We start from the raw sequence: 22,174 nt of genomic DNA, 5'->3' as shown, positions 1-22,174 counted from the left end.
GCCTCACGCTGTACGGTAGGTACGTTACCAGCCTCAGGTAGGCCCGAAAGGAAGGTCACGAGTGATGAGCGCGGATCATCCCCACTCGCCGCGGAGGGAGTTCCTTGCCCAGTGGTCTGCGTCCCACGGCAACCTCCGCCGTTTCTTGGAGGATCGCGCGATGCGCCCGCTTGGCGACGACGCCCAACGCGCCGCCGGCGAGGCCGCAGCCGCCGCCGCAATCTCCGAGACCTTTGGGATGACCATGGAGGATTTCGCGCTCGGCGTCGACTCCGTCGGCGGGGCCTTTGCCTCCGCCGGCGCGGCGCGGCTTAACCAGCCGGACCCTGATATCCCCCAAGACGCCGAGGCCGCCGCGTTCTTTGACATCGACAACACCTTGATCCAAGGCTCCTCCCTCGTGCTACTTGGACGTGGCCTGGCCAAGCGCCGCCTGATCACCCTGGGCGAGCTCCTCCCCGGCCTGACCAAGCAGTTGCGCTACCGTATCCTCGGCGCCGAACGTACCTCCGACATCGCCAGCGGCCGGGAGCACGCGCTCGGCCTGGCGCGCGGAAAGAAGGTCTCCGACCTGCTCGATCTTGCCGACGACATCGTCGAACACCAGATCCTCTCCCGTGCCTTCGAGGCCACCATCGAGCTGGCCCAAATGCACCTCGCCGCCGGCCAGCAGGTCTGGCTCGTCTCCGCCACCCCAGTCCAGATCGGTCAGGCCCTAGCGAAGCGGCTCGGCTTCACTGGTGCGCTGGGCACGGTCGCCGAAGCGGAAGACGGGGTCTTCACCGGCCGGCTCGTCGGCGACATCCTGCATGGTCCAGGCAAGCGCCACGCAGTGGCCGCGCTCGCCGCAATCCAGCAGCTCGACCTAGGCCTGTGCACGGCCTACTCCGACAGTATCAACGACATCCCCATGCTCTCCATGGTGGGAACACCAGTGGCCATCAATCCCGACCGTGCACTGCGCAAGCACGCGCAGAACAACGGATGGGAAATCCGCGACTACCGCTCTGTGCGCAAAGTCGCTCTGCCCGCCTCAATCATCATGGCCGCCGCTGCGATTGCCGCCGGGGCGCGAGCCGCGATGCAACGGCGCGGGTAGGTCGCCGCGCGGCGGTGCGACCGCGAGGCACTTGCGGGTTTCGTACTCTGCAGTTGCAGAGTCGGCGGCGTCCACTCTGCAACGCACCACCAACCCCACCCGCTACAAGCCCTCGGCGTCCACTCCGCAGCTGCAGAGTCGGCAAGCCCTCGGCGTCCACTCCGCAGTTGCAGAGTCGGCGGCGTCCACTCTGCAACGCACCACCAACCCCACCCGCCACAAGCCCTCGGCATCCACTCCGCAGCTGCAGAGTCAGCAATACCTCAGCGTCCACTCTGCAACGCACCACCAACCCCACCCGCCACAAGCCCTCGGCGCCCACTCTGCAGCTGCAGAGTCAGCAATCCCTCGGCGTCCACTCTGCAACGCACCACCAACCCCACCCGCCACAAGCCCTCGGCATCTACTCCGCAGCTGCAGAGCCAACACGCCCCCTCCCACTCCGCAATTGCAGAGTCAGCAATACCTCAGCGCCCACTCTGCAACGCACCACCAACCCCACCCGCCACAAGCCCTCGGCGTCCACTCCGCAGCTGCAGAGCCAACACACCCCCTCCCACTCCGCAATTGCAGAGTCAGCAATACCTCAGCGCCCACTCTGCAACGCACCACCAACCCCACCCGCTACAAGCCCTCGGCGTCCACTCCGCAGCTGCAGAGCCAACACACCCCCTCCCACTCCGCAATTGCAGAGTCAGCAATACCTCGGCGCCCACTCCGCAGCTGCAGAGCCAACAAGCCCCCTCCCACTCCGCAGCTGCAGAGTCAGCAATACCTCAGCGCCCACTCTGCAACGCACCACCAACCCCACCCGCCACAAGCCCTCGGCGTCCACTCCGCAGCTGCAGAGTCGGCAATCCCTCGGCGTCCACTCCGCAGTTGCAGAGTCGGCGGCGTCCACTCTGCAACGCACCACCAACCCCACCCGCCACAAGCCCTCGGCGCCCACTCCGCAGCTGCAGAGTCGGCAATCCCTCGGCGTCCACTCCGCAGTTGCAGAGTCGGCGGCGTCCACTCTGCAACGCACCACCAACCCCACCCGCCACAAGCCCTCGGCGCCCACTCTGCAGCTGCAGAGTCAGCAATACCTGGGCGTCCACTCCGCAGTTGCAGAGTCAGCAATACCTCGGCGCCCACTCTGCAACGCACCACCAACCCCACCCGCCACAAGCCCTCGGCGTCCACTCCGCAGCTGCAGAGTCAACACACCCCCTCCCACTCCGCAGCTGCAGAGCCAACAAGCCCACCCGCCGCGCGTCTTCCCAATCAACTCACAGCACGTACCCCGCACATGCAAGAGCCCGCACCCATGAAACGGGGTGCGGGCTCCTGTACTGCCGGGCTACTTGCCGAGCTTGCGACGCTGCACGCGGGTGCGGCGCAGCATCTTGCGGTGCTTCTTCTTAGACATGCGCTTGCGGCGCTTCTTGATGACTGAACCCATGAAAGCTTCCTCGTTTCTTCGATGTTGCCTAGTTGTATGTACATACCTGCCTGCGGTCACGGAAGCGGCGCTTCTCAGCGGTGCGGGCGTTTGCGGCATCGGCGAGGTGCACTCTCACTTCAGGCACACGCCCCACGCATCCCGTGCGCGCGCTGGCACGAATGCATAACAGCATACCGTGGTGGCTTTGACCGACCAAAAACCTCAATGCCCGCCGCACCGTGGTGCGACGGGCAAAAAGGACCGCAGGTAGCCCCTTGGGCTATCCCACGTTGTACACGGAGGAGTCGAGGTATTCGCTCACGGCCCGCTCGTTCACGCGGAACGACCGTCCCACACGAACTGCGGGGAGGTCCCCGGCGTGGACAAGACGGTAAACCGTCATCTTCGACACACGCATAATCTCGGCAACCTCAGCGACTGTGAGGAACTTACCCTTATCTTCGTTAGCCATAATTTTCTCTACCCTTCAGCACGGTCGCGCTGTAGGCTTCCCCTCCCACAGGACGATCACGCACGTGCCTTAACCAGACTAGCGTGAAACCTGTGCGCGGTGCGACTTATTCGCCAAAAGCGGCCTTGAGTGTCGCCTGTGAAAGCTGGGAACGGGCTCTACCCTCCGAGCCCTGCGGAGCGCTCGGCCACCGCCTCGGTCGCGCGGAAGATCGCACCGCGCACCCCGGACTCTTCGAGTTCGCGAATACCCCGGAACGTCGACCCGCCGGGCGAGGTCACCGCGTAGCGCAGCGCGGCCGCGGAGTCGTCACCCATGAGCATCTCGCCGGAGCCCCAGACCGTCGCCGCGGCGAGCTCCTCGGCAACATCGCGGGTAAGCCCGAGGGCGACCCCGGCGTCGATAAGCGCTTCCGTGAAAAGGAAGAAGTAGGCCGGACCCGCGCCAGAGACGGCCGTGGCTGCGTCGATGAGTTTCTCGGGAATCTCGACGACCTTGCCCGTGACGGCGAGCAGACGCAGCACGCGCTGGCGCGTCTCGTCGTCGACGTAGCGTCCGCACGCGACGACATGTACACCCTTGCCCACCAGCATGGGGGTGTTGGGCATGACGCGCACGAGCGGTGTCCCAGCCGCAGAGACCGCGGATTCCATGGCGGCAAGAGTAACGCCCGCCGCCATGGATACCAGCGCGGTCTGCTCATCGTGGTGCGTCAGCGTCTCGCTGATCTCGCCGATGACGTCGATGACCTGGGCAGGCTTCACGCAGAGGAAGCAGAGCGAGGCACCCGAGACAGCCTCGACGTTATCGCTGCCCGTCACCACGCCGTAGCGCTCCGCCAGTTCGGCGGAGCGCTCGCTCCTGCGGTTGGTCACGAAAATAGAGTTCGGGTCGACCCCGGCTTTCACCAAGCCCGCGACGAGCGCCTCGCCGATGTTGCCGCCGCCAATCACGGCGATCTTGCCCGGGTTGGCCTCCGGGGAATCGAATTGATCAGTTACTGCATTGTTGTTGTTATCCACGTCCTCCACAGTGCCACAACTGCGGCACTATGCAACCGCGCCGCTAGAGGCGGGAAATCAGACCGGGGCCGAAGGTGACGAGCAGCCCGGCGAGTCCGGCAAGTGCCATGGTCAGCCCATCTCGCCCCGTGCGCAGCGCACGCACCCCGAAGACGACGGCGGCGGTGACCACGAGCGAGGCAATCACGGCGACGATAGCGGAGACGTTCGCCCACACCCACTGGAAAGCGATGAAGCCCAGCACGCCGGCGACGAGTCCGAGGAAGACGAAGAGCACGAGCAGGATCGGGTTGATCGCCGCGTCCTCCACGGGTTCTTCCGCGGGCTCCTCGGCCGGTTCGACGACGGGGATCTCCCCTGTCGCCTCGGGCGCGGCGGCCGGGCTGGGCGCCTCGACCTTGCGCAGCACCGTGGTTTCCTCGGCCGGCTTCACAGCAGGCTTATCGACGACCGGCTCAGCGTCAATAGGCACGCTCGAGTGCTTTGCCTCGACCGGGCGCGCCTCGACCTTCTTTAGCGAACCCGTCAGCTCAGCAACGGAGACCCCGCCCTCGTCGAGGCTGCGTCGGTGGCGGCGCCGCGTCGGCGCGGCATCGGGGTTTTCCTTACTCGCGCGCGAGAGCAACTCCGCGACTGTGAGCTGAGAGTTATCCGACATTAGCTCTCTCCTTCGTCGTCGTATCCCTGGTCAATGCGCCGCAGAATAACGCCTTCGCGCAAAGCCCACGGGCAGATCTCTAACTTATCAATATTCAGCGCGCGCATCGCGGCTTCCGCCACGAGGGCACCCGCCACGATCTGGTGCGAGCGATCCGCGTTGATGCCCTCGAGCTCCGCGCGGTCGGCCGCCGTCATGCGCGAGATGAACGCGATGAGCTGGCGCAGGCCCGGCGCGGTGAGCGTGCGCTTGACAAACGGTCCCGCCGACGACGGCGCCGCGCCCGTCAACCGGGCAAGGGTCCGCAGCGTCTTCGACGTGCCCACGGCCAGCCCAGCATCGCCCAGCGCGCGGAACTTCTCGGCCGGGGCGGCGAGCTCGGCGTCGATAAAGTCGCGCAGAAGGTTAATCTTCTTGCGCTCCGGCGGATCGGTGTCGAACCATTGGTGGGTCAGGCGTCCCGCCCCCAGGTCAAGGGAGACCGCCAGGTCGGGGGTCTCCTCGGTGCCCGTGGAGAGCTCGAGCGAGCCGCCGCCGATATCAATGTTCGTGATCCGCCCGGCCGACCAGCCGTGCCAGCGCCGCGCGGCCAGAAACGTCAAGCGCGCTTCTTCCTCTCCGCTCAAGATGCGCAGCTCGACGCCGGTTTTCTTCTCTACCCGGCGGAGCACATCCTCTGAGTTCGTCGCCGAGCGGATCGCGGAGGTGGCGAAAGCAAGGAACTCCTCGCACTTGAGGTTATCGGAGAGTTCCCTTGCCTCTTGAACCGCGGAGACCAGCTTATCGATCCCCTTCGGCTCGATCGCTCCGTCCTTATCCAGCAGCTCCACCAGCCGCAGCGGCTGCTTCCAATCGCTCATCGGGGTGGGTCTGCCGCCGCTGTGGGCATCCACCGCCACGAGGTGGACGGTATTGCTGCCTACATCTAATACACCTAGTCGCACACACACAGCGTAGTGGGTCTACGGTAGCGAAGTGTGAATCAACCATCCGGGCGCCCTGTTTTCCTTGGTTTTCCTTCCGCCTCCCCGGCCGGCCGCTCCATCCTCGCCGGCCGCGAGGTTCCGCCAGATTTCCCCCGCGAGCGCTTCGAATTCATCGATCCCGACGACCCGCTGCACCTCATCAGCGTCGATCTGACCTGGCTGGAGTCGACCTGGTCGTGCCGCTTCGGCACGCCGCAGTGCCGCGGCATCGATGCAGACCTGCCCGTGGTCGGCTGCTGCATCCACGGCGCCTACCTCTCCGACGAGTCCGACCGCGACGACCTCTACAACGCGGTGGCGCTCATGGACCCGAAGTTTTGGCAGCTGCGCCCCGCCGACGTCGATTCCTACATTGCCGCTGCCGACCCGACCGAACTCGAGCCGTGGCTCGAGTGGGACGACGACGAGGAGGAGCCGGGCCTGAAGACCGCGCGGGTCGACGGCGCCTGTATTTTCGCCAACCGCGCGGACGCCGAGACCGGCCCCGGCTGCGCGCTGCACCAGTGGGCGCTGGCCACGGGGCGCGACATCATCGGGTCGAAGCCGGAAGTGTGCTGGCAGGTGCCTTTTTCACGTGTCGACGCCTACGAGGAACGCGCCGATGGCACCGAAATCTTGCGCACCACCATCGGCGAGTACGACAGACGCCAATGGGGTGGAGGAGGCGAGGACTTCGACTGGTGGTGCACCGGCTCCCCCGATTGCCACTCGCCGGCCGACGCCCCGCCCGTCTGGCAGTCGATGAAAAACGAGCTCACCGCGCTGATCGGGGAGGCGGCCTACGAGGTCGTCGCCACGCATTGCGCCTCGCGTTCGCCCTCGGCGCCCCACCCGGCCACAGGCGCCGCTCGGAATCAGGCCTCGAACTTGTAGCCCAGGCCGCGCACCGTGACCAGCTGCGTCGGGCGCGAGGGCGAGACCTCGATCTTGGTGCGCAGGCGCTTGACGTGAACGTCGAGGGTCTTGGTGTCCCCGACGTAGTCCGCGCCCCAGATCCGCTCAATGAGCTGGCCGCGGGTAAGCACGCGTCCGGAGTTGCGCATGAGGTATTCGAGCAGGTCGAACTCCTTTAGCGGCATCGATACCGGCTGCCCGTCGACGAAGACGGTGTGACGAGAGACGTCCATTTTCACGCGCCCGCCCTCCAAGACGCGATCGTCCGGTTCCTCTTCCTCCTCGGCAACCTCGGGCCCGCGCCGCAAAACCGCGCGGATGCGGGCGATGAGCTCGCGGGTGGAGTAGGGCTTAGTCACGTAGTCGTCCGCGCCGAGCTCGAGGCCGACGACCTTATCAATCTCCGAGCCGCGCGCGGTAACCATGATGATGGGTACCGCGGAGGTCGCGCGCAGCTTCTTGCACACATCGGTCCCGCTCATCCCGGGCAGCATGAGGTCGAGCAGGACCAGGTCGATCGAGTTGCTGTCGAACAGGTCCAAGGCGCTTTGCCCGTCGGGCGCGACGATCGCGTCGAAGCCCTCCTTCCCCAAAAGGTAGGCCAGGGGGTCGGCCAAAGATTCCTCGTCTTCGACGATGAGGATGGTCGTCATTGCTTCTCTCCCTTTCCTAATCCACCTACGGCAACGTGTGCCTCGGGGGTGTAGATCGGCAGCTCGATGGTGAAGGTAGACCCCGTCTCCAGCCGCGACCACACCTTAATGTTACCGCCATGGTTTGCCACCACGTGCTTGACGATGGCTAAGCCAAGACCCGTCCCCCCGGTCGCGCGCGAACGCGCCTTGTCTACGCGATAGAAGCGTTCGAAGACCCGCTTCTGGTCCTCCGGGGCGATCCCGATTCCGCGGTCAGTCACCCGGATGTGCACGACGTCGTCGCGCACGACCTTCTGCGTGATAGTCACCGGCTGGTTGCTCGGCGAATAGTTGATCGCGTTGGACACCAGGTTGGACACCGCCGCGGTCAGCAGCGCCCGATCCCCCATCACCTTGATCTCAGTATTCTCGGAGCGGGTCAGCTCGATCTCCCGGTTGTCGGCGGCGACCTGGTTGCGCTGGATGGCGTCGTCAATGACGTCGTCAACACGCACGGGCGCCATATCCGGCAACGCCTCCGCGCCCTGCAACTTCGACAGGTTGATCAGGTCCGTAATCATCTCGCCCATCCGCTGCGATTCCTTGAGCAGCTTGTTGCCAAAATACATCACCATCTCCGGCTCGCCCGGGTCCTGCAAGAGCGCTTCCGCGAGCAGCGAGATGCCGCCCACCGGGGTCTTGAGCTCGTGGGAGACGTTGGCCACGAAGTCGCGCCGGGCCGATTCCATGCGCATGTTCTCTGACTCGTCGGTGCCGTAGACGATGACGAAGGAGGTATCCGTCAGGGTGAGCGGTTTGACCACCGCGCACACGTGCCGCACGAGGCTGCCGGTGGCTCGTTTGGGCAGCTCGAGGTCCAACGTACGTGTCTCGAGGTCGTCGAAGACTCCTGCAGCGGTCTCCATCACCGTCGGGTTGACCGTGCGCCCGTGCACGATGGACATCTCGTGGGCGCGCGGGTTCGACAACACGACGCGCCCGGCGCGGTTGACCACCAAAAACCCGGTGGTCGAACCCTGGATGGCCAGGTGCATGACCTGGCTCATGGTGCTGACGTGGCTGGCGTCGGAGCTCAGCTGGGAGCGCCTCCGGTTGCGCCCGATGACGCCGAGGAGCCACCGCGTAAACAGCACCGCGGCCACAGCGAGGACGGCGCCGAGGGCAAACGCGTAGAGGGGACTCACACTGCGTTACTTCTGGTTGCCCTGGTTAGCCACCGCCGCCGCGCCAGCCGCCGCGGCGGCGGGGTCGAGGTAGGTCCCGCCCGGGTTGAGCACCACGCCGCGCTCTCCGAGCTCGTAGACCAGCGGCATGCCGGTCGGGATGTTCAGGCCCGCGATGTCGTCATCGGAGATGGCGTCGAGGTGCTTGACCAGGGCACGCAGCGAGTTGCCGTGGGCGGCAACCATGACGTTTTTGCCCTCGAGTGCCTCGGGCAAGATGACGTCCTCGTAGAACGGCAGCAGGCGCGCGACCACGTCTTTGAGGCACTCGGTGCGCGGGACCGCGGGGAGGAAAGCGTAGCGCGGGTCAAAGGCCTGGGAGTACTCGTTATCGTCCGCCAGCTCCGGCGGCGGGGTGTCGTAGGAGCGGCGCCACGTCATGAACTGCTCCTCGCCGTATTCCTCGCGGATCTCGGCCTTGTTCAGGCCCTGCAGGCGGCCGTAGTGGCGCTCGTTGAGGCGCCAGTTGCGCTCGACGGGAATCCAGTGGCGGTCAGCGGCGTTAAGCGCGATGTTCGCGGTGCGGATCGCGCGGCGCAGCAGCGAGGTAAAGACGATGTCAGGCAAAACGTCGTTGTCCGCCAGGAGCTTACCGGCGTTTTTCGCCTCCTGTTCGCCCTGTGCCGTCAGGTCCACATCCACCCAGCCGGTGAACTGGTTCGACTCGTTCCAGGTGCTCTGTCCATGCCTCACAAGGATCAGTTTTCCGATGCTCATGGTCTAAAGCATGCCACGAAAAAGCGACCGTCGCCCGGGGGCCTTACCCGCCGAAGGGTTCCCGGGGCACCCCGCCGGGAACGAAGGAGGCCACGGTGGCGTCGTAGACGCGGCCGAGCGCGGCGGCGGAGGCCGCCCAGCTAAACCGGGCCGCGTGGCCGACGGCTGCCTCGCCCATCACGATGCGGCGCTCGTCGTCGTCGACAAGCAAGCCCAGCGCGTCCGCCCACGGCCCGGGCTCGTGGCCGTCGACCAACACCCCGGTGACCCCGTCGGCCACCGCGAGGGGGAGGCCGCCCACGCGCGCGGCGACGACCGGGGTCCCGGTGGCCTGCGCCTCGATGGCCACGAGCCCGAAGGATTCGTTGTAGCTGGGCACGGCGACGATGTCGGCCGCCCGGTAGATCGCGACCAGGTCTTCGGGTGGGCGTGGGCCGAGGAAGCGCACGCGCCCGGCGATGCCCTCTTCGTGCGCGAGGTTGCGGTAGTACTCCACGCTCGAGCCGCTTCCCGACGCCCCTCCGCAGATGATGACCCGCACGTCGCGCTCGGGATCTCGCCGCAGCACCTCCGCGACCGCGCGGATGAGCACCTGCGGGCCTTTGAATTCCTGCAGCCGCCCCACGAACGCGACAACCTTGGACAACAGCGGGATGCCCAGCTCTCGCCTCGCCCGCTCGGTGTTGCGGTCCGTGCCGGGGGTATAGAGCTGTGTATCGGCACCGGGGGTGACCACGGTGATCTTCGTCGCATCGACGTCGTAGTGGCGGGCCAGCTCGTCGATTTCGTCTTCGGTGTTGACCACCAAGGTGGTGGCGTTATCCACGATCTGCTGCTCGCAGATCCGCCGCGCGTCGCTCTCCGGGGAATCGCTGGCCGCGCGGTGCGCGTTTTTCACCGCGGCCCAGGTATGCCCGGTGTGAACGAAGGGAACCTGGGCGAGGTCCGCCATGAGCCAGGCGACCTGGCCGGAGAGCCAGTAGTGGGAGTGGACGATGTCGTAGTGCACGCCGCGCGCGCGGGCGAACTGGAGGATTCCCCCAGCAAACGCAGCGAGCTGGGTGGGCAGGTCTTCCTTCGACAGCCCCTCGTACGGCCCGGCGACGATGTTGACCACGCGCAAGCGCTCGGCGACCTCGACGACCTCGCCCTGGCTGGGGCGGGTGGCGCGGGTGAACACGTCGACGGAGATGCCCCGGCGAGCGAGCTCGCGGGCGGTGTTGATGACGTAGACGTTCATCCCGCCCGCATCCCCCGTGCCGGGCTGCTCGAGCGGGGATGTGTGCATGGAGATCATGGCGACGCGCATGGGCACAAGTGTATGTACGCGCCGGGCCTCTAGTACGTCGCGTGCCGGTGCCAGGAGCAGAAATCGCTGGCCACGTCGGCTGCGAGGAGCTCGTAGGCGTGGAGCGTGCGCGCGTTGATGCGCTCGAGCCGTACGACCGAGCCCTCGGCGAGGTGGCGGTCGTACGGGATGACGTGGACGCAGCGCGTCCGCGCCGCGAAGTGGGCAGCTAGCGTGTCGACGTCCACGGTCAGCGCCCCCGGTGCATGCACCGAGATCACCACGACCGCGTTCGTCGCCAGCTGGTCGTAGCCGTGGAGGCTGAGCCAATCGAGGGTCGCCGCGGCCGACTGGGCCCCGTCGAGCGCGGGCGAAGTGACCAAGATCAAGGTGTTGGCCAGGTCCAGCACCCCGGCCATCGCCGAGTGCATAAGCCCCGTCCCGCAGTCGGTGAGGATCACGTTGTAGTGGTGCTGCAGGATGTCGACGGCTCTGCGGTAGTCGGACTCGCTAAACGCCTCGCTCACCGCCGGGTCGCGCTCGGAGCCGATCACCTCCAAGCGGGAATCCGCCTGGTGGGTAAACGCCCTCACCTGCGGGTAGCGCGAGGTATCCGGGGCGCACAGCAGGTCGCGGATCGTCGCCGGGCTCGGCGCGGCCGCGCGCTGCGCCAGCGTGCCCAGGTCCGGGTTGGCGTCGATGGCGATGACCCGGTCGCCGCGGTGGTGCGCGAAGACCCCGCCGAGGGCGACGGTGGTCGTCGTCTTGCCCACCCCGCCCTTCAAGGACATCACGGCGATGCGGTAGTCGCCCCGCAGCGGCGCCCGGATGGCGTCCACAAGCTGGCGTTGCTCGATCTCGCGGGCGGATCCGCCCGGGTTGATCCGGCCGCCGGAGGCGGCGTGGATAAGCCTGCGCCACCCGCTCTTCGGCGGTGATTTCACCGGGTTGACCAGGGCTGAGGTGTCGAGCCCCGGCGCCTGCGCGAGCTCTGCCTGCTGCGCGGCTGCACCAGTCGTGCGTCCTTTTGTCGTCATTGCGTATCCCCCCCGATCGCGTTGTTGCCTCCTTTCATACCCGATTTCTCCGCAGCTCGCCTTGTGCCCCTTTTCCCAAAAATGTGACGCGTCACACCTTCCGTCCCCTACAATGAACGAGGACTCACCCATGACGTCCGCTGACGCACACCGCCGTATACACACGCGAAGGAGCCACACCCCGATGGGCGCACGTGAAGAAAAAGCCTGGCTAGACCACTACGCGCCGTGGACACCGCACGAGGTCGACCTCGGCGACGACACGGTCGTCGACATCTACGAGCGCAACCTGGCGCGGTACGCAGACCGCACCGCCACCTGGTTCTTCGGCAACACCATGACCTACGCCGAGTTAGACGAGAACGTCGTCCGCGCCGCCGCCGGCTTGCAGGAGCTGGGGGTCTCCCAGGGCGACCGGGTCGCCCTCATCATGCCGAATTGCCCGCAGCACGTCATCGCCTTCGTCGCGGTCATGCGCATCGGCGCCACCGTCGTCGAGCACAACCCGCTCTACACCGCCGCCGAGCTCACCCCCCAGTTCCAGGACCACGGCGCCGAGGTCGCCATCGTGTGGGACAAGATCGCGCCGACGATCTCCCAGATCCGCAAGGACTCCCCGCTGCGCACGATCGTCTCGGTGAACATGATCGAGGCGATGCCGCTGGCGCTTCGCCTCGGGCTGAAGCTTCCCGTGCCCAAGATCAAGGCGATGCGCGAGAAGCTCACCGGCCCGGCCCCGGCCACCATCGCCTGGCAGGACCTGCTCGTCCCGCGCAGGTTCGACCCGCCGGCGCGCATCAGCCAGGACGACACCCTGCTCATCCTCTACACCTCCGGCACCACCGGTGTTCCCAAGGGAGCCCAGCTCACCCACGGCAACCTCAACGCCATGTTCAAGTGCGGCGTGACCTGGGTCAAGGACCTGGGCAAGGAGCCGGAGAAGATCATGACCATCTTGCCGATGTTCCACATCTACGGCCTCGCCCTGACCACGGGACTCGCCCTGGGGACGGGATCCGAGCTCATCCTCGTCCCGGCGCCGGAGCCAGAGCTCATCGCCATGGCGCTGAAGAAGAACCCGCCGACTTTTTTCCCCGGTGTGCCCACGCTCTACGAGCGGATCTCGCAGAAGGCGCTGGAGTCCGGCAGCACGTACCCGTCGATTAGGAATTCCTTCTCCGGTGCCTCCACCCTACCCGCCTCGACCATCGAGAACTGGCAGGCGATCACCGGCGGTCGGCTGGTGGAGGGGTACGGCCTGACGGAGACCTCCCCCATCCTCACCGCAAACCCGATGGACGGCAACCACCGGCCCGGGTACGTCGGTGTGCCCTTCCCCAACACCGACATCCGCATCGCTAACCCCGACAACCTCGACGAGACGATGCCCGACGGCGAACCAGGTGAACTCCTCGCCCGCGGCCCCCAGGTGTTCAAGGGCTACCTCAACCGCCCTGAGGCCACCGCGGAGGCGTTCCACGACGGCTGGTTCCGCACCGGCGACATGGGGGTGATGGAGCCCGACGGGTTCGTGCGCCTGGTCTCGCGCGTCAAGGAGATGATTATCACCGGCGGCTTCAACGTCTACCCCGACGAGGTCGAACTGGCCTTGCGCGAGCACCCCGACATCGAGGACATCGCCGTGATCGGCAGGCCGCGTTCCGATGGCTCGGAAGACGTCGTTGCGTGCGTCACCCTGCGGCAGGGGGCAGAGATCGACTCCGACTCGCTGCGCGACTGGGCCCGCGAGCGCCTCACCCCGTACAAGGTGCCTCGCACCTTCTACCACTTCGAGGAGCTCGCCCGCGATCTCACCGGCAAGATCCGCCGTCGGGAGGTCAGCGAGACCCTTGAGGCCCTGCGCGAGAAGGGGGAGGAGACGGTCGTCGGCACGAAGAGCCACACCTAGGCAAGCTACGCAACCGTAAGAAGCGGCATATACTCGCTTGCATGGCTTCTTACGACTCCGCACCCTGGCTCGCCCACTACACGCCGTGGACGAACGCCACCCTCGATTACGGCGACGCCACCCTGGTGAGCGCGTACGCCGACAACCTGGCGAAGCACCGCGACGACCCGGCGACGTGCTTCTTCGGCCGAAGGCTCACCTACGGCGAGCTCGATGCCGAGGTTCGGCGCACCGCGGCGAGCCTGGCCGCCTCCGGCGTCGCGGCCGGCGACCGCGTCGCCATCATGCTGCCGAACTGCCCGCAGCACCTCGTCGCCTTCTACGCCGTGGCTCTGCTCGGCGCCGTCGCCGTCGAGCACAACCCGCTCTACACCGCCGCCGAGCTCACCCCGCAGTTCAACGACCACGGCGCGAAGATCGCCCTCGTGTGGGACAAGGCCGCGGCGACGGCCACCGAGCTACGCGGGACGACTCCGCTGGAGACCGTCGTGAGCGTGGATATCACCAAGGCCATGCCCCGGCTCGCGCGGCTCGGGCTGCGCCTGCCGCTGAAGAAGCTGCGCGAGGCCCGCGCGCAGCTCACGGCGCCGGCACCCGAGACGATCTCGTACGAGGCGTTCGTCAGCGAGGCGCTGCGCGGGGACGCCGCCGAGGCCTTCACCCCCGCGCGCGTCGCCCCCGACGACCCGCTGGCCATCCTCTACACCTCCGGGACGACCGGGCAGCCGAAGGGTGCGATCATCACCCACCGCACCCTGTGCGCCAACGCACTCCAGGGCGTCGCGTGGGTGGAGGATTTTCAGCGTTCCAGCCAGCGCATGCTGGGCACCCTGCCGCTCTTTCACGCCTTCGGCCTCGTCTTTACCACGGCCCTGCCGCTGTTCACCGGCAGCGAGGTCATCCTCCTGCCCGCCCCGCAGATCCCGCTCGTCCTCGGCGCGATCAAGAAGTACAAACCCACGTTCGTCCCCGGCGTACCCACCCTGTTCGAGCGCGTCGTCGAGCAGGCGCAAGAGCGCGGCGTCGACATCTCCTCGCTCAACATCGGCTTCTCCGGCGCCGCGTCGCTGCCTGGCCCGCTTATCGACGACTTTGAAAGGCTCACCGGAGGCAGGCTCATCGAGGGCTACGGGCTCACCGAGGCCGGCCCGATCCTCATCGGAAACCCGCAGAGCGACGAGCGCCGCCCCGGCTACATCGGGCTACCCTTCCCCGACACCGACGTGCGCATCGCCAACCCCGACAACCCGGAGGAGACCGTGCCCTTTGGCGAGGCGGGCGAGATCCTCGCGCGCGGCCCGCAGATCTTCCCCGGCTACTTCAACAACGACGAGGCCACGGCCAAGGCCTTCCACAACGGCTGGTTCCGCACCGGGGACATGGGCGTGATGGATGAAGAAGGCTTCGTCAAGATCGTCTCCCGCATCAAGGAGCTCATCATCACCGGCGGGTTCAACGTCTACCCTGCCGAGGTCGAAGACGTCATCCGCCAGCACCCGGACGTAACCGACGCCGCCGTGGTGGGCAGGCCGCGCTCTGACGGCTCCGAGGACGTCGTTGCGTGCGTCACCCTGCGCCAGGGCGCCGCGCTCGACCCGGAGGGCCTGCGCGCCCACGCGAAGAAGAACCTCACCCCGTATAAGGTGCCGCGCACCTTCTACCACTTCGAACAGCTCGCCCGCGACCCGCTCGGCAAGATCCGCCGCCGCGAGGTCCGCGACGACCTGCTGAAGAAGCTCGAGGGTTAGACCAGCTCCTCCTCCCCGGGGACCTCTCCCCACGCCGGAACACTTCCCGCGCGCAGGCCGGCTAGCGTCGACGACGTAGCCAAGCCAGTACGAAGAAGCGAAAGTGGGAAGAACTTGTCCACGCATTACGACTGGGGTGCTATCGAGCCCCCTCTGAACCAACCAAGCCACAGCACGCCTCGGGGCGGTGTGAGGAAGGCCACCGTCATTTTCGCGGCCATTGTCGCGGTCGTCGCCGTCGTCGTCACTGTGATCGCAATCCGGCACGTGTGGCCCGGCGCGAAAGGCCCGTTGGGCTGGGACGACGAGGAGGTTGCCCGGGTGTTCGCCGGCGACAGGATCGGCACCTGCGACCTCGGCGAGGAGTTCTACGCCTCGATCGGGATTTCGGACGTCAGCCTCGATGCCGAGAACAACCTGTGCACGGGCTACGCCACGTCTGCCGGGGTCAAGGCCCCCATCGTCGTCGCGATGGACAACACCGCCGCGAAGGGCAACCTCCAGCCCGCCCCCGCCGCGCTGACGGGCGAGGGGCTCGAGGGCTGGATGGCCAGCGAGCAACGCCCCGAGGCGCCTGAGGACCCCACGAAGTTCTTCTACGACAGGGACGGCCTGGTGTGCGTCATGTACAGCGAGGCGTACGCGCTCGAGGGGCTCACCCTGGGCACCCCGGCCGGGTGCGACACGCTGCGCCCGTTGGCGGTCCAGCTCAACAACCTGGCCAGCCAGCACGAATCCACGCGGTCGTACACCGACCCCGGCAGCACCGTGCTGGCCTTGTCTAACGACGTCTACGACCCCCTGAGCGGTTCGGCGCTGGCTGCGGGCGCCACCGCTGAGCTGGAGCTCGACGACCACGACAAGAGCACCATGACCATCACCTCCGTGAGCGCCAAAGAAGAGCAACAATCCATCCGCTACTGCGCGAACGCGACCGTGACGATGGGCGACTACGACGCCGCGGCGAAGAAGTGGCTCAGCGAGACCAAGAAGACCCCCGGCGTCGGCTCGGCAGAGTCTGGCGTGGGCGACCGAGATTTTAGCCCGAGTGCGCCGAATGTGGTGCTCACCCTGCCCGACGGCACCCGGCTCAACATGTCGTACAAGTCGCAGGATTTCCTCTCTGCCGAGCCGGGTAGCCAGGCGCCCGTGGAGTACTGCGCCAGCGTCGCCCGCCCGGCGATCAGCGGCGGCGAGGTGATCGTGAGCACCAACGCCAGCAAGAACTACTCGACGCTGTCGCCGGTGTCGTGGAAGGTGCGCCCCGAGGAAAAGGCCGCGCGCTAGATCTCGACCCCGACCCACACGGGCTCGGGCTCGAGGGTGACGCCAAATTTCTTGGCGACGCCCCCGCGCACCTCCCGCGCCAGCTCGACGATGTCGGCGGCCCGGGCCCCGCCCCTGTTCGTCAGCGCCAGGGTGTGCTTCGTGCTCAGCCGGGCCGGGGCGCCCTCGCCCGGGTAGCCCCGGGGGAACCCGGCGCGCTCGATGAGCCAGGCCGCGGAGAGCTTTACCCGCCCGTCGGGCTGCGGGTAGCGCGGCATCCCCTCCTCCCCCACCAGGTCAGCGACCCTGTCGGCCGCCTCGGGGGGCACCACCGGGTTGGTGAAAAAGGACCCGGCGGACCACGTGTCGTGGTCTGCGGCGTCGAGCACCATGCCCTTCGCCCGGCGGGTGGCAAGGATGTTCTCGCGCGCCTGCGCGAGCGGCAGCCGCTCGCCGCCGAGGTGGCGCAGCGGCGCGGAGAGCTCGCGGGCCGCGAGCTGCAGTTCGATCTCGAGCACCACCGCGCGGGAGGTGAACTTGAGGTTGGAATAGCGGTACGCCAGATCCAGCGAGTCGGCGGGCACCCACTCGTCGACGCCGGTTTCGCGGTTCCACAGGCGCACGCGGGTCAGCACGTCGGCCACCTCCGCCCCGTACGCCCCGACGTTTTGCACCGGGGTCGCCCCGGCGGAGCCGGGGATTCCGCTGAGCGCCTCGATGCCGGCCAGGCCGTGCTCGACGGCGAAGGAGACGACATCGTCCCACACGGCTCCCGCTCCGGCGCGGATCGTTGTGGCGTCGATAAGCGCGATGCCCTCGTTAGCGGCGACGACGGCGGTGAGCTCTAACGGCCCGTCGGCGACGAGCAGGTTGGAGCCGCCGCCGACGATAAGCAGGCTGCTCCCGGCCGCGTCGAGCCCGGCGACCGTATCCGCCAGCTCGCCGGCGCTCGTGCAGGTCACAACGTCGCGCGGGGTACCGCCGACGCGCAGCGTGGTCAGGGCCGAGAAAGATGAAGTGGACACCCCTTAAACGGTAGTCTGTAGGGCATGACTGCACATAGCGACGTCACCGTAACCGTCAACCACCCCGCAGAGAAGGTCCGCCAGGCATTCGCCACCAAGGAATACTGGGAGTTCATCGCCGCGAACCTCTCCCCGGAGCCCGGAACGCTTGCCGAATTCGACGGCACGACCGCCGTTCTCTTCGAGATCCTGCCCAAGTCCATCCTCCCCGAGGCCGCGCAGGCGATGATTTCCGCCGACCTGAAGCTCAAGCGCACCGTCAACCTCGGCGGGCTCGAGGGCGAGGGATCCACCTACGACTACGTCGGCGACGTCAAGGGCACCCCCGTCGACTTCAACGGCGAGATCACGCTTGGCGAGTCCGACGGGGCCACCACCCTGAGCTACGCCAACGAGGCGAAGGTGAACATCCCGTTCATGGGCGCGGCGCTCGAGCCCAAGGTCGGCGAGGCGCTCGAGGAGATCTTCTCCAACGAGGCCAAGCTCACCGAGCAGTGGATCACCGAAAACCTCTAGATTCATCCCCCCTCCCTCATGGCCGATCATGCCCATAACCTGCGCGCGCAGTACGGGCGGGATCGGCCCTTTGGCGTTATCACCCGCGGCACCACCGGGGTCAACCGCCTTCGGCGCTGCGACCGCTGGGTGCGCTACCACGCGGGGGCCCAAGAGGTGCTGCGCTCCACCCCGCGCCCGCTCGCGATCGACGTCGGCTACGGCGCCTCCCACACCACGACGGTCGAGTGGGCGCGGTGGCTGCGCCAGATCAACCCCGCGGTCGAGGTTGTCGGCTTGGAGATCCACCCGGAGCGGGTCCTCCCGCCGCGCGACGGGGTGCGCTTCGAGCTCGGCGGCTTCGAGCTGGCGGGCTACACGCCGCACCTCGTTCGCGCCTTCAACGTGCTGCGGCAGTACGACGTCGCCGACGTCGCCCCGATGTGGGAGGCGGTCACCTCACGCCTTGCGCCGGGCGGGCTGTTCATCGAGGGCACGTGCGACGAGCTCGGCCGGCGCGCGGCTTGGGTGCTTCTCGACGCCACCGGGCCGCGCACCCTCACCCTGGCCTGGGACCCCCACGACGCGCAGCGCCCCTCCGATCTCGCCGAGCGCCTGCCCAAGGCGCTCATCCACAACAACGTGCCAGGGGAGGCGATCCACGCGCTGCTCGCCGCCGCCGACGAGGCCTGGGAGCGCGCCGCAGGGTGGGCCCCGCACGGGCCCCGGGTGCGGTGGCGGCACGCCCACGCCGAGCTGATCCGCGAGGGCTGGGGGCTCGCGCCCGTACGCCGCCGGCTGCGCGATAACACGTTGACAATCAACTGGGAAGACGTCTCGCCCCGCGACTGGGACGTATGATGTCCCCATGACAAAAACCAACGGCTCGCTCGCGTGGAAGATCTTCGTCGGCGTGCTCGCTGTCCTCGTTGTTACCGCCATCGTCGCGGAGTTTGGCCTGCGGGCCTACCTCTCGCGCCGCATCGAGACGGAGATCGCCGCCGCCGTCGATCTTCCGGCCTCCGAGCACGCGCAGGTCTCCTTCGGGCATTCCCCGCTGACCTTCGGGCTCCTGACCAGCAAGGTCCCCGAGCTCACCGCGGCCATCCCCTCGACACTCGCGCTCAACGAGGACGGCTACACCGGAACCCCCGCCGCCACGGTCAACCTGAGGGACCTGCGCCAGACCGACGCCGGCGCGGTCGCGGAGTCCATGGACCTGGCCACGGTGGTGCCCGACTCGTTCATCCAGGAGATCTTGCAGCAGCAGATGCGCCAAGCGCTGGGCGATACCGGGCTTTCGCCGAAGCTGCTGGAGAACTTCGTGAGCGTCTCCGAGGTGAAGACGAACGCCGCCGCCGGGACGATTTCAATCACGTTCACCGAGGGCGTCGCTGCCCTCGACCTCCACCCCCGCACGGAAAACGGTCAGGCGACCTTCGACGTCGACGCGACCCGCCTCTTCGGCATCGACCTGCCCGGCGGGGCCGCGGAGAAGATCTCCGAGGCCCTGCAGGAGGGGATGCGGCAGGCCGTTTTCGGCAATCTCCGGGTCAGGGACATCACCACCATCGAGGGCGGCCTGCGTGTCACCCTCGCCGGCGAGGAGGTCAACCTCGACGAGCTGGCGGGATCAGCCCAGTCCCGCTAAAGACTCGGCTCGCGCCCGCGGCGAGGGCGTCAACGGCGGCGTCAATGCCCTCCCCGAGCCCCCAGAGCGCGAGTTCGAGCGAGGTGCGCGGCAGCTCGTGGCCGGCCTCGCACACCAACACGTCCGCCCCGAGCAGCTCCCCGGCGCGCACGACCTCCGGCCTCCCCGCGTGGATGAGGCCCAGCCGGGCGGGTGCCTCGACCGCCTGGCGCACCGCAATCGCGTCCGCAAGCACCGCGTTCTCGCCCGCGGCATCGGCGTCGATCGCGAGCCAGATCTCGTCTGCGCCCATCTCGACGGCGAGACGCGCCTCGGCCGCCTTGATCACGCTGTGGTGCCGTCCGTCGGGCAGGCCGACCACAGCGATAACGGGAACACCGAGACGCGCCGCGGCAGCGACCCGCGTCGGCTCGACGACGACGCCCGCGGAGCCGGGGAGACCATCAACCGCACTGCCCCGCAGCGCGAGACGCCCCCTGCGGGTGGCCAGCCACTCGATATCGTCCACGCGCTCCTACCAGCCCGAGTTGCCGCGGATGATGTTGATGAGCGCAGGGCGCACGTCGAAGTAGTAGAGGCCGATCGCCACCACGCCGAACCACGACAAGAAGGGCATCCGCAGCAGGCATACCGCCGCAGACATCACGACGATGGCGACCCACGCCCACTTGCTCTGCCGACCCGCCGCCTCGAAGGCGTCGTCACGCGTGGTGGCGATCAAAAAGGCGGCGATAAGCCCGGCGATGGCGACCGCGGCGAACAAGGCGTTGCGGGCAATGGCCGGAACGGCCAGGATCAGGCCGATGAGGCCTAGGCTTGCGGGATCCATGGGTGTGACGATCCTCCTCGTCATTCGTGGGTGGCTGTGCCGCCGCCTATCTTATCGAGTCTTATCGAGTCGGCCTAGAAAAACAGTGCGCGGGAGAGAGAGTAGATGACCAGCCCCGCGAGCGCGCCGACGATCGTCCCGTTGAGGCGGATGAATTGGAGGTCCTTGCCGGCCATGAGCTCGATCTTCTCGGCCGCCTCCTGGCCGTCCCAGCGCTGGATCGTCTCGGAGATAATCCCGACGATTTCTCCCGCGCCGTTCTCCGCGAGGTAGCGGGTGGCCACGCCCAGGCGGCGCTGCGCGGCGGCCTGGACCTGCGGGTCGTGGGCGAGCCTGCTGCCCCAGGTCAGGCACAGCTCCACCAGCTTGCGCCGAAGTGCCGAGGAGGGCTCGCCGGCGGCGTCGATAAGCGAGCGCGATGCCCTCTCCCAGATTCCCGCCGAAGCGGAGGTGACCGCCTTCGACCCCATGACATCCGCCTTGATCGCCTCGACGCGCGCGATCGTGGCGGCGTCGTGCTGCAGATCCCGCGCGAAGCCGGCGATCTGGCGCCGCAGCGCGAGCCTCGCCTCGTGGTTGGGGTCGGTGTCGATCTCCCGCATGAAGCTCACCAGTTCCCGGTAGACGCGCTCGCCGACGAGGTCCTTGGCAAACTGGGGCGCCCAGCGCGGCATGCGCTCATCGATCATCTCGATGACGCTGTCCTCCATTCCCGCGACCTTGCGCCTCGCCCACGAGATGACGTCGTCGATCACGGGCTCGACCTTGCCGTCCGCAATGAGCCCGTCGAGGGCGCGGCCGAGGTGGGGGCCCCACTCCGGCTCCGCCACGCGGTCGATGACCTGGCGGTCGATGATGCGCCGTGCCTCTTCCGGGTCGATCGAGGCCACGATGCGCGCGGCGAGTGAGCCCGCGTGCGCGGAGACGAGCTCGGCGTTGTCCTCGCGCTCGAGCCACAGCCCGACGCGGCGCGGCACCTCCGCCTGCGCGACCTTATCCGTGATGGTCTGCGCGTTGAGGAAGTTCTCGCTGACGAAATCGCTCAGCGCCCCGGCCACCTGATCCTTCCTGCGCGGGATGATCGCGGTGTGCGGGATGGGCAGGCCGAGAGGGTGGCGGAAGAGCGCGGTCACTGCGAACCAGTCCGCCAAGCCGCCGACCATGCCGGCCTCGGCGGCGGCGCGGACGTAGCCCGCCCACGCCGGCGCCTCGCCGGTCGACTGCCACCAGGAGCAGGACAAGAAGATCGCGGCCATCACGCCGAGCAGACTCGTGGCGACGCCCTTGTGCACGCGCAAGGCCTTACGCCGCTGCGCGTCCGTTACGGCGGGGGCGCTCTCGTGTCTCGACATGCCCTCGATTAAAGCAGGTCGGCCGTCGGGCTAGTTCACGCGGCCGGTGCGCTTGCGGTAGGCGCGGTAGTTGCGGCGCCCAATCGTCATCAGAACGGCGGCGCCGATCAAGGTGACGGCAACCTCAATGAGCCCGAGCGTGAGCAGCTTGGCGCCGATGTTGGGCTCCGAACCCATCCCGACTACGAGCGCACCGGCACCCCACACCGACAAGCCGATGCCGAAGAGGGCTGCCAGGATAAGCCCCATAGCGACCCACATCGCGTGGGTGTTGAGCGAAGAGTGCGGCGCGGAGAGCGAGACCGGCTCGTAGCCATCGATGTAGGAGTCCTCGATGCTCTGCTGGTATTGCGGGAAGCTCTCGCTGCGGATGTCCGCGACCGACTCGTGAGTGTGAGCCATGGTGATTCCTTGTCTCTTC

23 protein-coding genes are annotated in these 22,174 nt (G+C 67.5%); 8 read left to right on the top strand and 15 right to left on the bottom strand.

From position 1 onward, the window contains the following. The first annotated feature begins 64 nt into the window (after window positions 1-64). A complete protein-coding gene (locus C3E79_RS01285; RefSeq protein WP_108403279.1) occupies window positions 65-1,099 on the top strand; it encodes an HAD family hydrolase in 1,035 nt (344 codons plus the stop codon). Window positions 1,100-2,441: 1,342 nt separating this feature from the next. Here the strand turns inward: C3E79_RS01285 and C3E79_RS01280 are convergent. From C3E79_RS01280 to C3E79_RS01260, 5 genes are all read right to left on the bottom strand, one after another. Further along, on the bottom strand, window positions 2,442-2,543 hold the full coding sequence (locus tag C3E79_RS01280) for a 30S ribosomal protein bS22 (RefSeq protein WP_003855542.1): 102 nt from the start codon (window positions 2,541-2,543) through the stop codon (window positions 2,442-2,444). Window positions 2,544-2,805: 262 nt separating this feature from the next. Beyond that, window positions 2,806-2,997, bottom strand: a complete 192-nt coding sequence (locus C3E79_RS01275; protein ID WP_108403278.1) for a helix-turn-helix domain-containing protein — start codon at window positions 2,995-2,997, stop codon at window positions 2,806-2,808. A gap of 158 nt (window positions 2,998-3,155) precedes the next feature. Continuing rightward, complete coding sequence (gene proC / locus C3E79_RS01270) at window positions 3,156-4,019, bottom strand: pyrroline-5-carboxylate reductase (RefSeq protein WP_108404994.1); 864 nt, start codon at window positions 4,017-4,019, stop codon at window positions 3,156-3,158. A gap of 43 nt (window positions 4,020-4,062) precedes the next feature. Next, on the bottom strand, window positions 4,063-4,677 hold the full coding sequence (locus C3E79_RS01265; protein ID WP_108403277.1) for a hypothetical protein: 615 nt from the start codon (window positions 4,675-4,677) through the stop codon (window positions 4,063-4,065). Beyond that, the gene (locus C3E79_RS01260) at window positions 4,677-5,621 is read right to left on the bottom strand and encodes a Ppx/GppA family phosphatase (RefSeq protein ID WP_108404993.1); all 945 of its coding nucleotides are present in this window, start codon (window positions 5,619-5,621) and stop codon (window positions 4,677-4,679) included. The genes C3E79_RS01265 and C3E79_RS01260 overlap by 1 nt, the downstream gene beginning before the upstream one ends. Window positions 5,622-5,654: 33 nt before the next feature. On the opposite strand from C3E79_RS01260, the gene C3E79_RS01255 reads away from it, so the two are divergent. Beyond that, complete coding sequence (locus tag C3E79_RS01255; protein ID WP_108403276.1) at window positions 5,655-6,536, top strand: DUF3109 family protein; 882 nt, start codon at window positions 5,655-5,657, stop codon at window positions 6,534-6,536. Here C3E79_RS01255 and C3E79_RS01250 read toward each other — a convergent pair. Genes C3E79_RS01250 through C3E79_RS01230 form a run of 5 tightly spaced genes read right to left on the bottom strand, consistent with a single transcriptional unit; the run spans window position 6,518 to window position 11,478 of the window. Further along, entirely contained in the window at window positions 6,518-7,210 is a 693-nt protein-coding gene (locus C3E79_RS01250; protein ID WP_108403275.1) for a response regulator transcription factor, read from the bottom strand. The two genes, C3E79_RS01255 and C3E79_RS01250, sit on opposite strands and share 19 nt — an antisense overlap. Further along, window positions 7,207-8,397: a sensor histidine kinase gene (locus C3E79_RS01245; RefSeq protein ID WP_179948299.1), complete on the bottom strand. Its 1,191-nt coding sequence runs from the start codon at window positions 8,395-8,397 to the stop codon at window positions 7,207-7,209. Before C3E79_RS01245 ends, C3E79_RS01250 begins: the two co-directional genes overlap by 4 nt. Window positions 8,398-8,403: 6 nt before the next feature. Beyond that, entirely contained in the window at window positions 8,404-9,153 is a 750-nt protein-coding gene (locus C3E79_RS01240; RefSeq protein WP_108403274.1) for a phosphoglyceromutase, read from the bottom strand. Between the two features lie 43 nt (window positions 9,154-9,196). Beyond that, the gene (gene mshA, locus C3E79_RS01235; protein WP_108403273.1) at window positions 9,197-10,462 is read right to left on the bottom strand and encodes a D-inositol-3-phosphate glycosyltransferase; all 1,266 of its coding nucleotides are present in this window, start codon (window positions 10,460-10,462) and stop codon (window positions 9,197-9,199) included. Window positions 10,463-10,491: 29 nt separating this feature from the next. Further along, a complete protein-coding gene (locus C3E79_RS01230; protein WP_108403272.1) occupies window positions 10,492-11,478 on the bottom strand; it encodes a MinD/ParA family ATP-binding protein in 987 nt (328 codons plus the stop codon). Window positions 11,479-11,662: 184 nt separating this feature from the next. Here C3E79_RS01230 and C3E79_RS01225 point away from each other — a divergent pair, with 184 nt between their 5' ends. The 3 genes from C3E79_RS01225 to C3E79_RS01215 all read left to right on the top strand — a co-directional run bounded on the left by C3E79_RS01225 (window position 11,663) and on the right by C3E79_RS01215 (window position 16,422). Next, window positions 11,663-13,387: a long-chain-fatty-acid--CoA ligase gene (locus C3E79_RS01225; protein ID WP_108403271.1), complete on the top strand. Its 1,725-nt coding sequence runs from the start codon at window positions 11,663-11,665 to the stop codon at window positions 13,385-13,387. Between the two features lie 41 nt (window positions 13,388-13,428). After that, window positions 13,429-15,135, top strand: coding sequence for a long-chain-fatty-acid--CoA ligase (locus C3E79_RS01220; RefSeq protein ID WP_108403270.1), 1,707 nt, complete (start codon window positions 13,429-13,431; stop codon window positions 15,133-15,135). A 189-nt stretch (window positions 15,136-15,324) separates the two neighbouring features. Then, a complete protein-coding gene (locus tag C3E79_RS01215) occupies window positions 15,325-16,422 on the top strand; it encodes a hypothetical protein (protein WP_108403269.1) in 1,098 nt (365 codons plus the stop codon). On the opposite strand, the gene C3E79_RS01210 is transcribed toward C3E79_RS01215, so the two are convergent. Then, window positions 16,419-17,426: a UDP-N-acetylmuramate dehydrogenase gene (locus tag C3E79_RS01210; protein ID WP_108403268.1), complete on the bottom strand. Its 1,008-nt coding sequence runs from the start codon at window positions 17,424-17,426 to the stop codon at window positions 16,419-16,421. The genes C3E79_RS01215 and C3E79_RS01210 overlap by 4 nt on opposite strands. 24 nt (window positions 17,427-17,450) lie before the next feature. Between C3E79_RS01210 and C3E79_RS01205 the strand changes: the two genes are divergently transcribed. The 3 genes from C3E79_RS01205 to C3E79_RS01195 are packed head-to-tail and all read left to right on the top strand — an operon-like array spanning window position 17,451 to window position 19,572. Continuing rightward, window positions 17,451-17,942: a DUF2505 domain-containing protein gene (locus C3E79_RS01205; RefSeq protein WP_108403267.1), complete on the top strand. Its 492-nt coding sequence runs from the start codon at window positions 17,451-17,453 to the stop codon at window positions 17,940-17,942. An 18-nt stretch (window positions 17,943-17,960) separates the two neighbouring features. After that, window positions 17,961-18,782, top strand: coding sequence for an SAM-dependent methyltransferase (locus tag C3E79_RS01200; protein ID WP_108403266.1), 822 nt, complete (start codon window positions 17,961-17,963; stop codon window positions 18,780-18,782). A 7-nt stretch (window positions 18,783-18,789) separates the two neighbouring features. Then, window positions 18,790-19,572: an LmeA family phospholipid-binding protein gene (locus C3E79_RS01195; protein ID WP_108403265.1), complete on the top strand. Its 783-nt coding sequence runs from the start codon at window positions 18,790-18,792 to the stop codon at window positions 19,570-19,572. On the opposite strand, the gene C3E79_RS01190 is transcribed toward C3E79_RS01195, so the two are convergent. The 4 genes from C3E79_RS01190 to C3E79_RS01175 all read right to left on the bottom strand — a co-directional run bounded on the left by C3E79_RS01190 (window position 19,532) and on the right by C3E79_RS01175 (window position 22,155). Further along, on the bottom strand, window positions 19,532-20,080 hold the full coding sequence (locus C3E79_RS01190) for a hypothetical protein (RefSeq protein ID WP_108403264.1): 549 nt from the start codon (window positions 20,078-20,080) through the stop codon (window positions 19,532-19,534). The genes C3E79_RS01195 and C3E79_RS01190 overlap by 41 nt on opposite strands. 6 nt (window positions 20,081-20,086) lie before the next feature. Beyond that, window positions 20,087-20,401, bottom strand: coding sequence for a DUF2516 family protein (locus C3E79_RS01185; protein ID WP_108403263.1), 315 nt, complete (start codon window positions 20,399-20,401; stop codon window positions 20,087-20,089). Between the two features lie 74 nt (window positions 20,402-20,475). Next, complete coding sequence (locus C3E79_RS01180) at window positions 20,476-21,753, bottom strand: DUF445 domain-containing protein (protein WP_108403262.1); 1,278 nt, start codon at window positions 21,751-21,753, stop codon at window positions 20,476-20,478. A 30-nt stretch (window positions 21,754-21,783) separates the two neighbouring features. Then, window positions 21,784-22,155 carry a hypothetical protein gene (locus C3E79_RS01175; RefSeq protein ID WP_108403261.1) on the bottom strand — a complete coding sequence of 124 codons (372 nt, stop codon included), beginning with the start codon at window positions 22,153-22,155 and terminating at the stop codon, window positions 21,784-21,786. Between the last annotated feature and the right edge of the window lie 19 nt (window positions 22,156-22,174).

The sequence above is a fragment of the Corynebacterium liangguodongii genome (genome assembly GCF_003070865.1).
GTDB lineage: Bacteria > Actinomycetota > Actinomycetes > Mycobacteriales > Mycobacteriaceae > Corynebacterium > Corynebacterium liangguodongii.
Note: the sequence above shows the minus strand (reverse complement) of the source record. Positions and strands in the feature narration are given on the sequence as shown.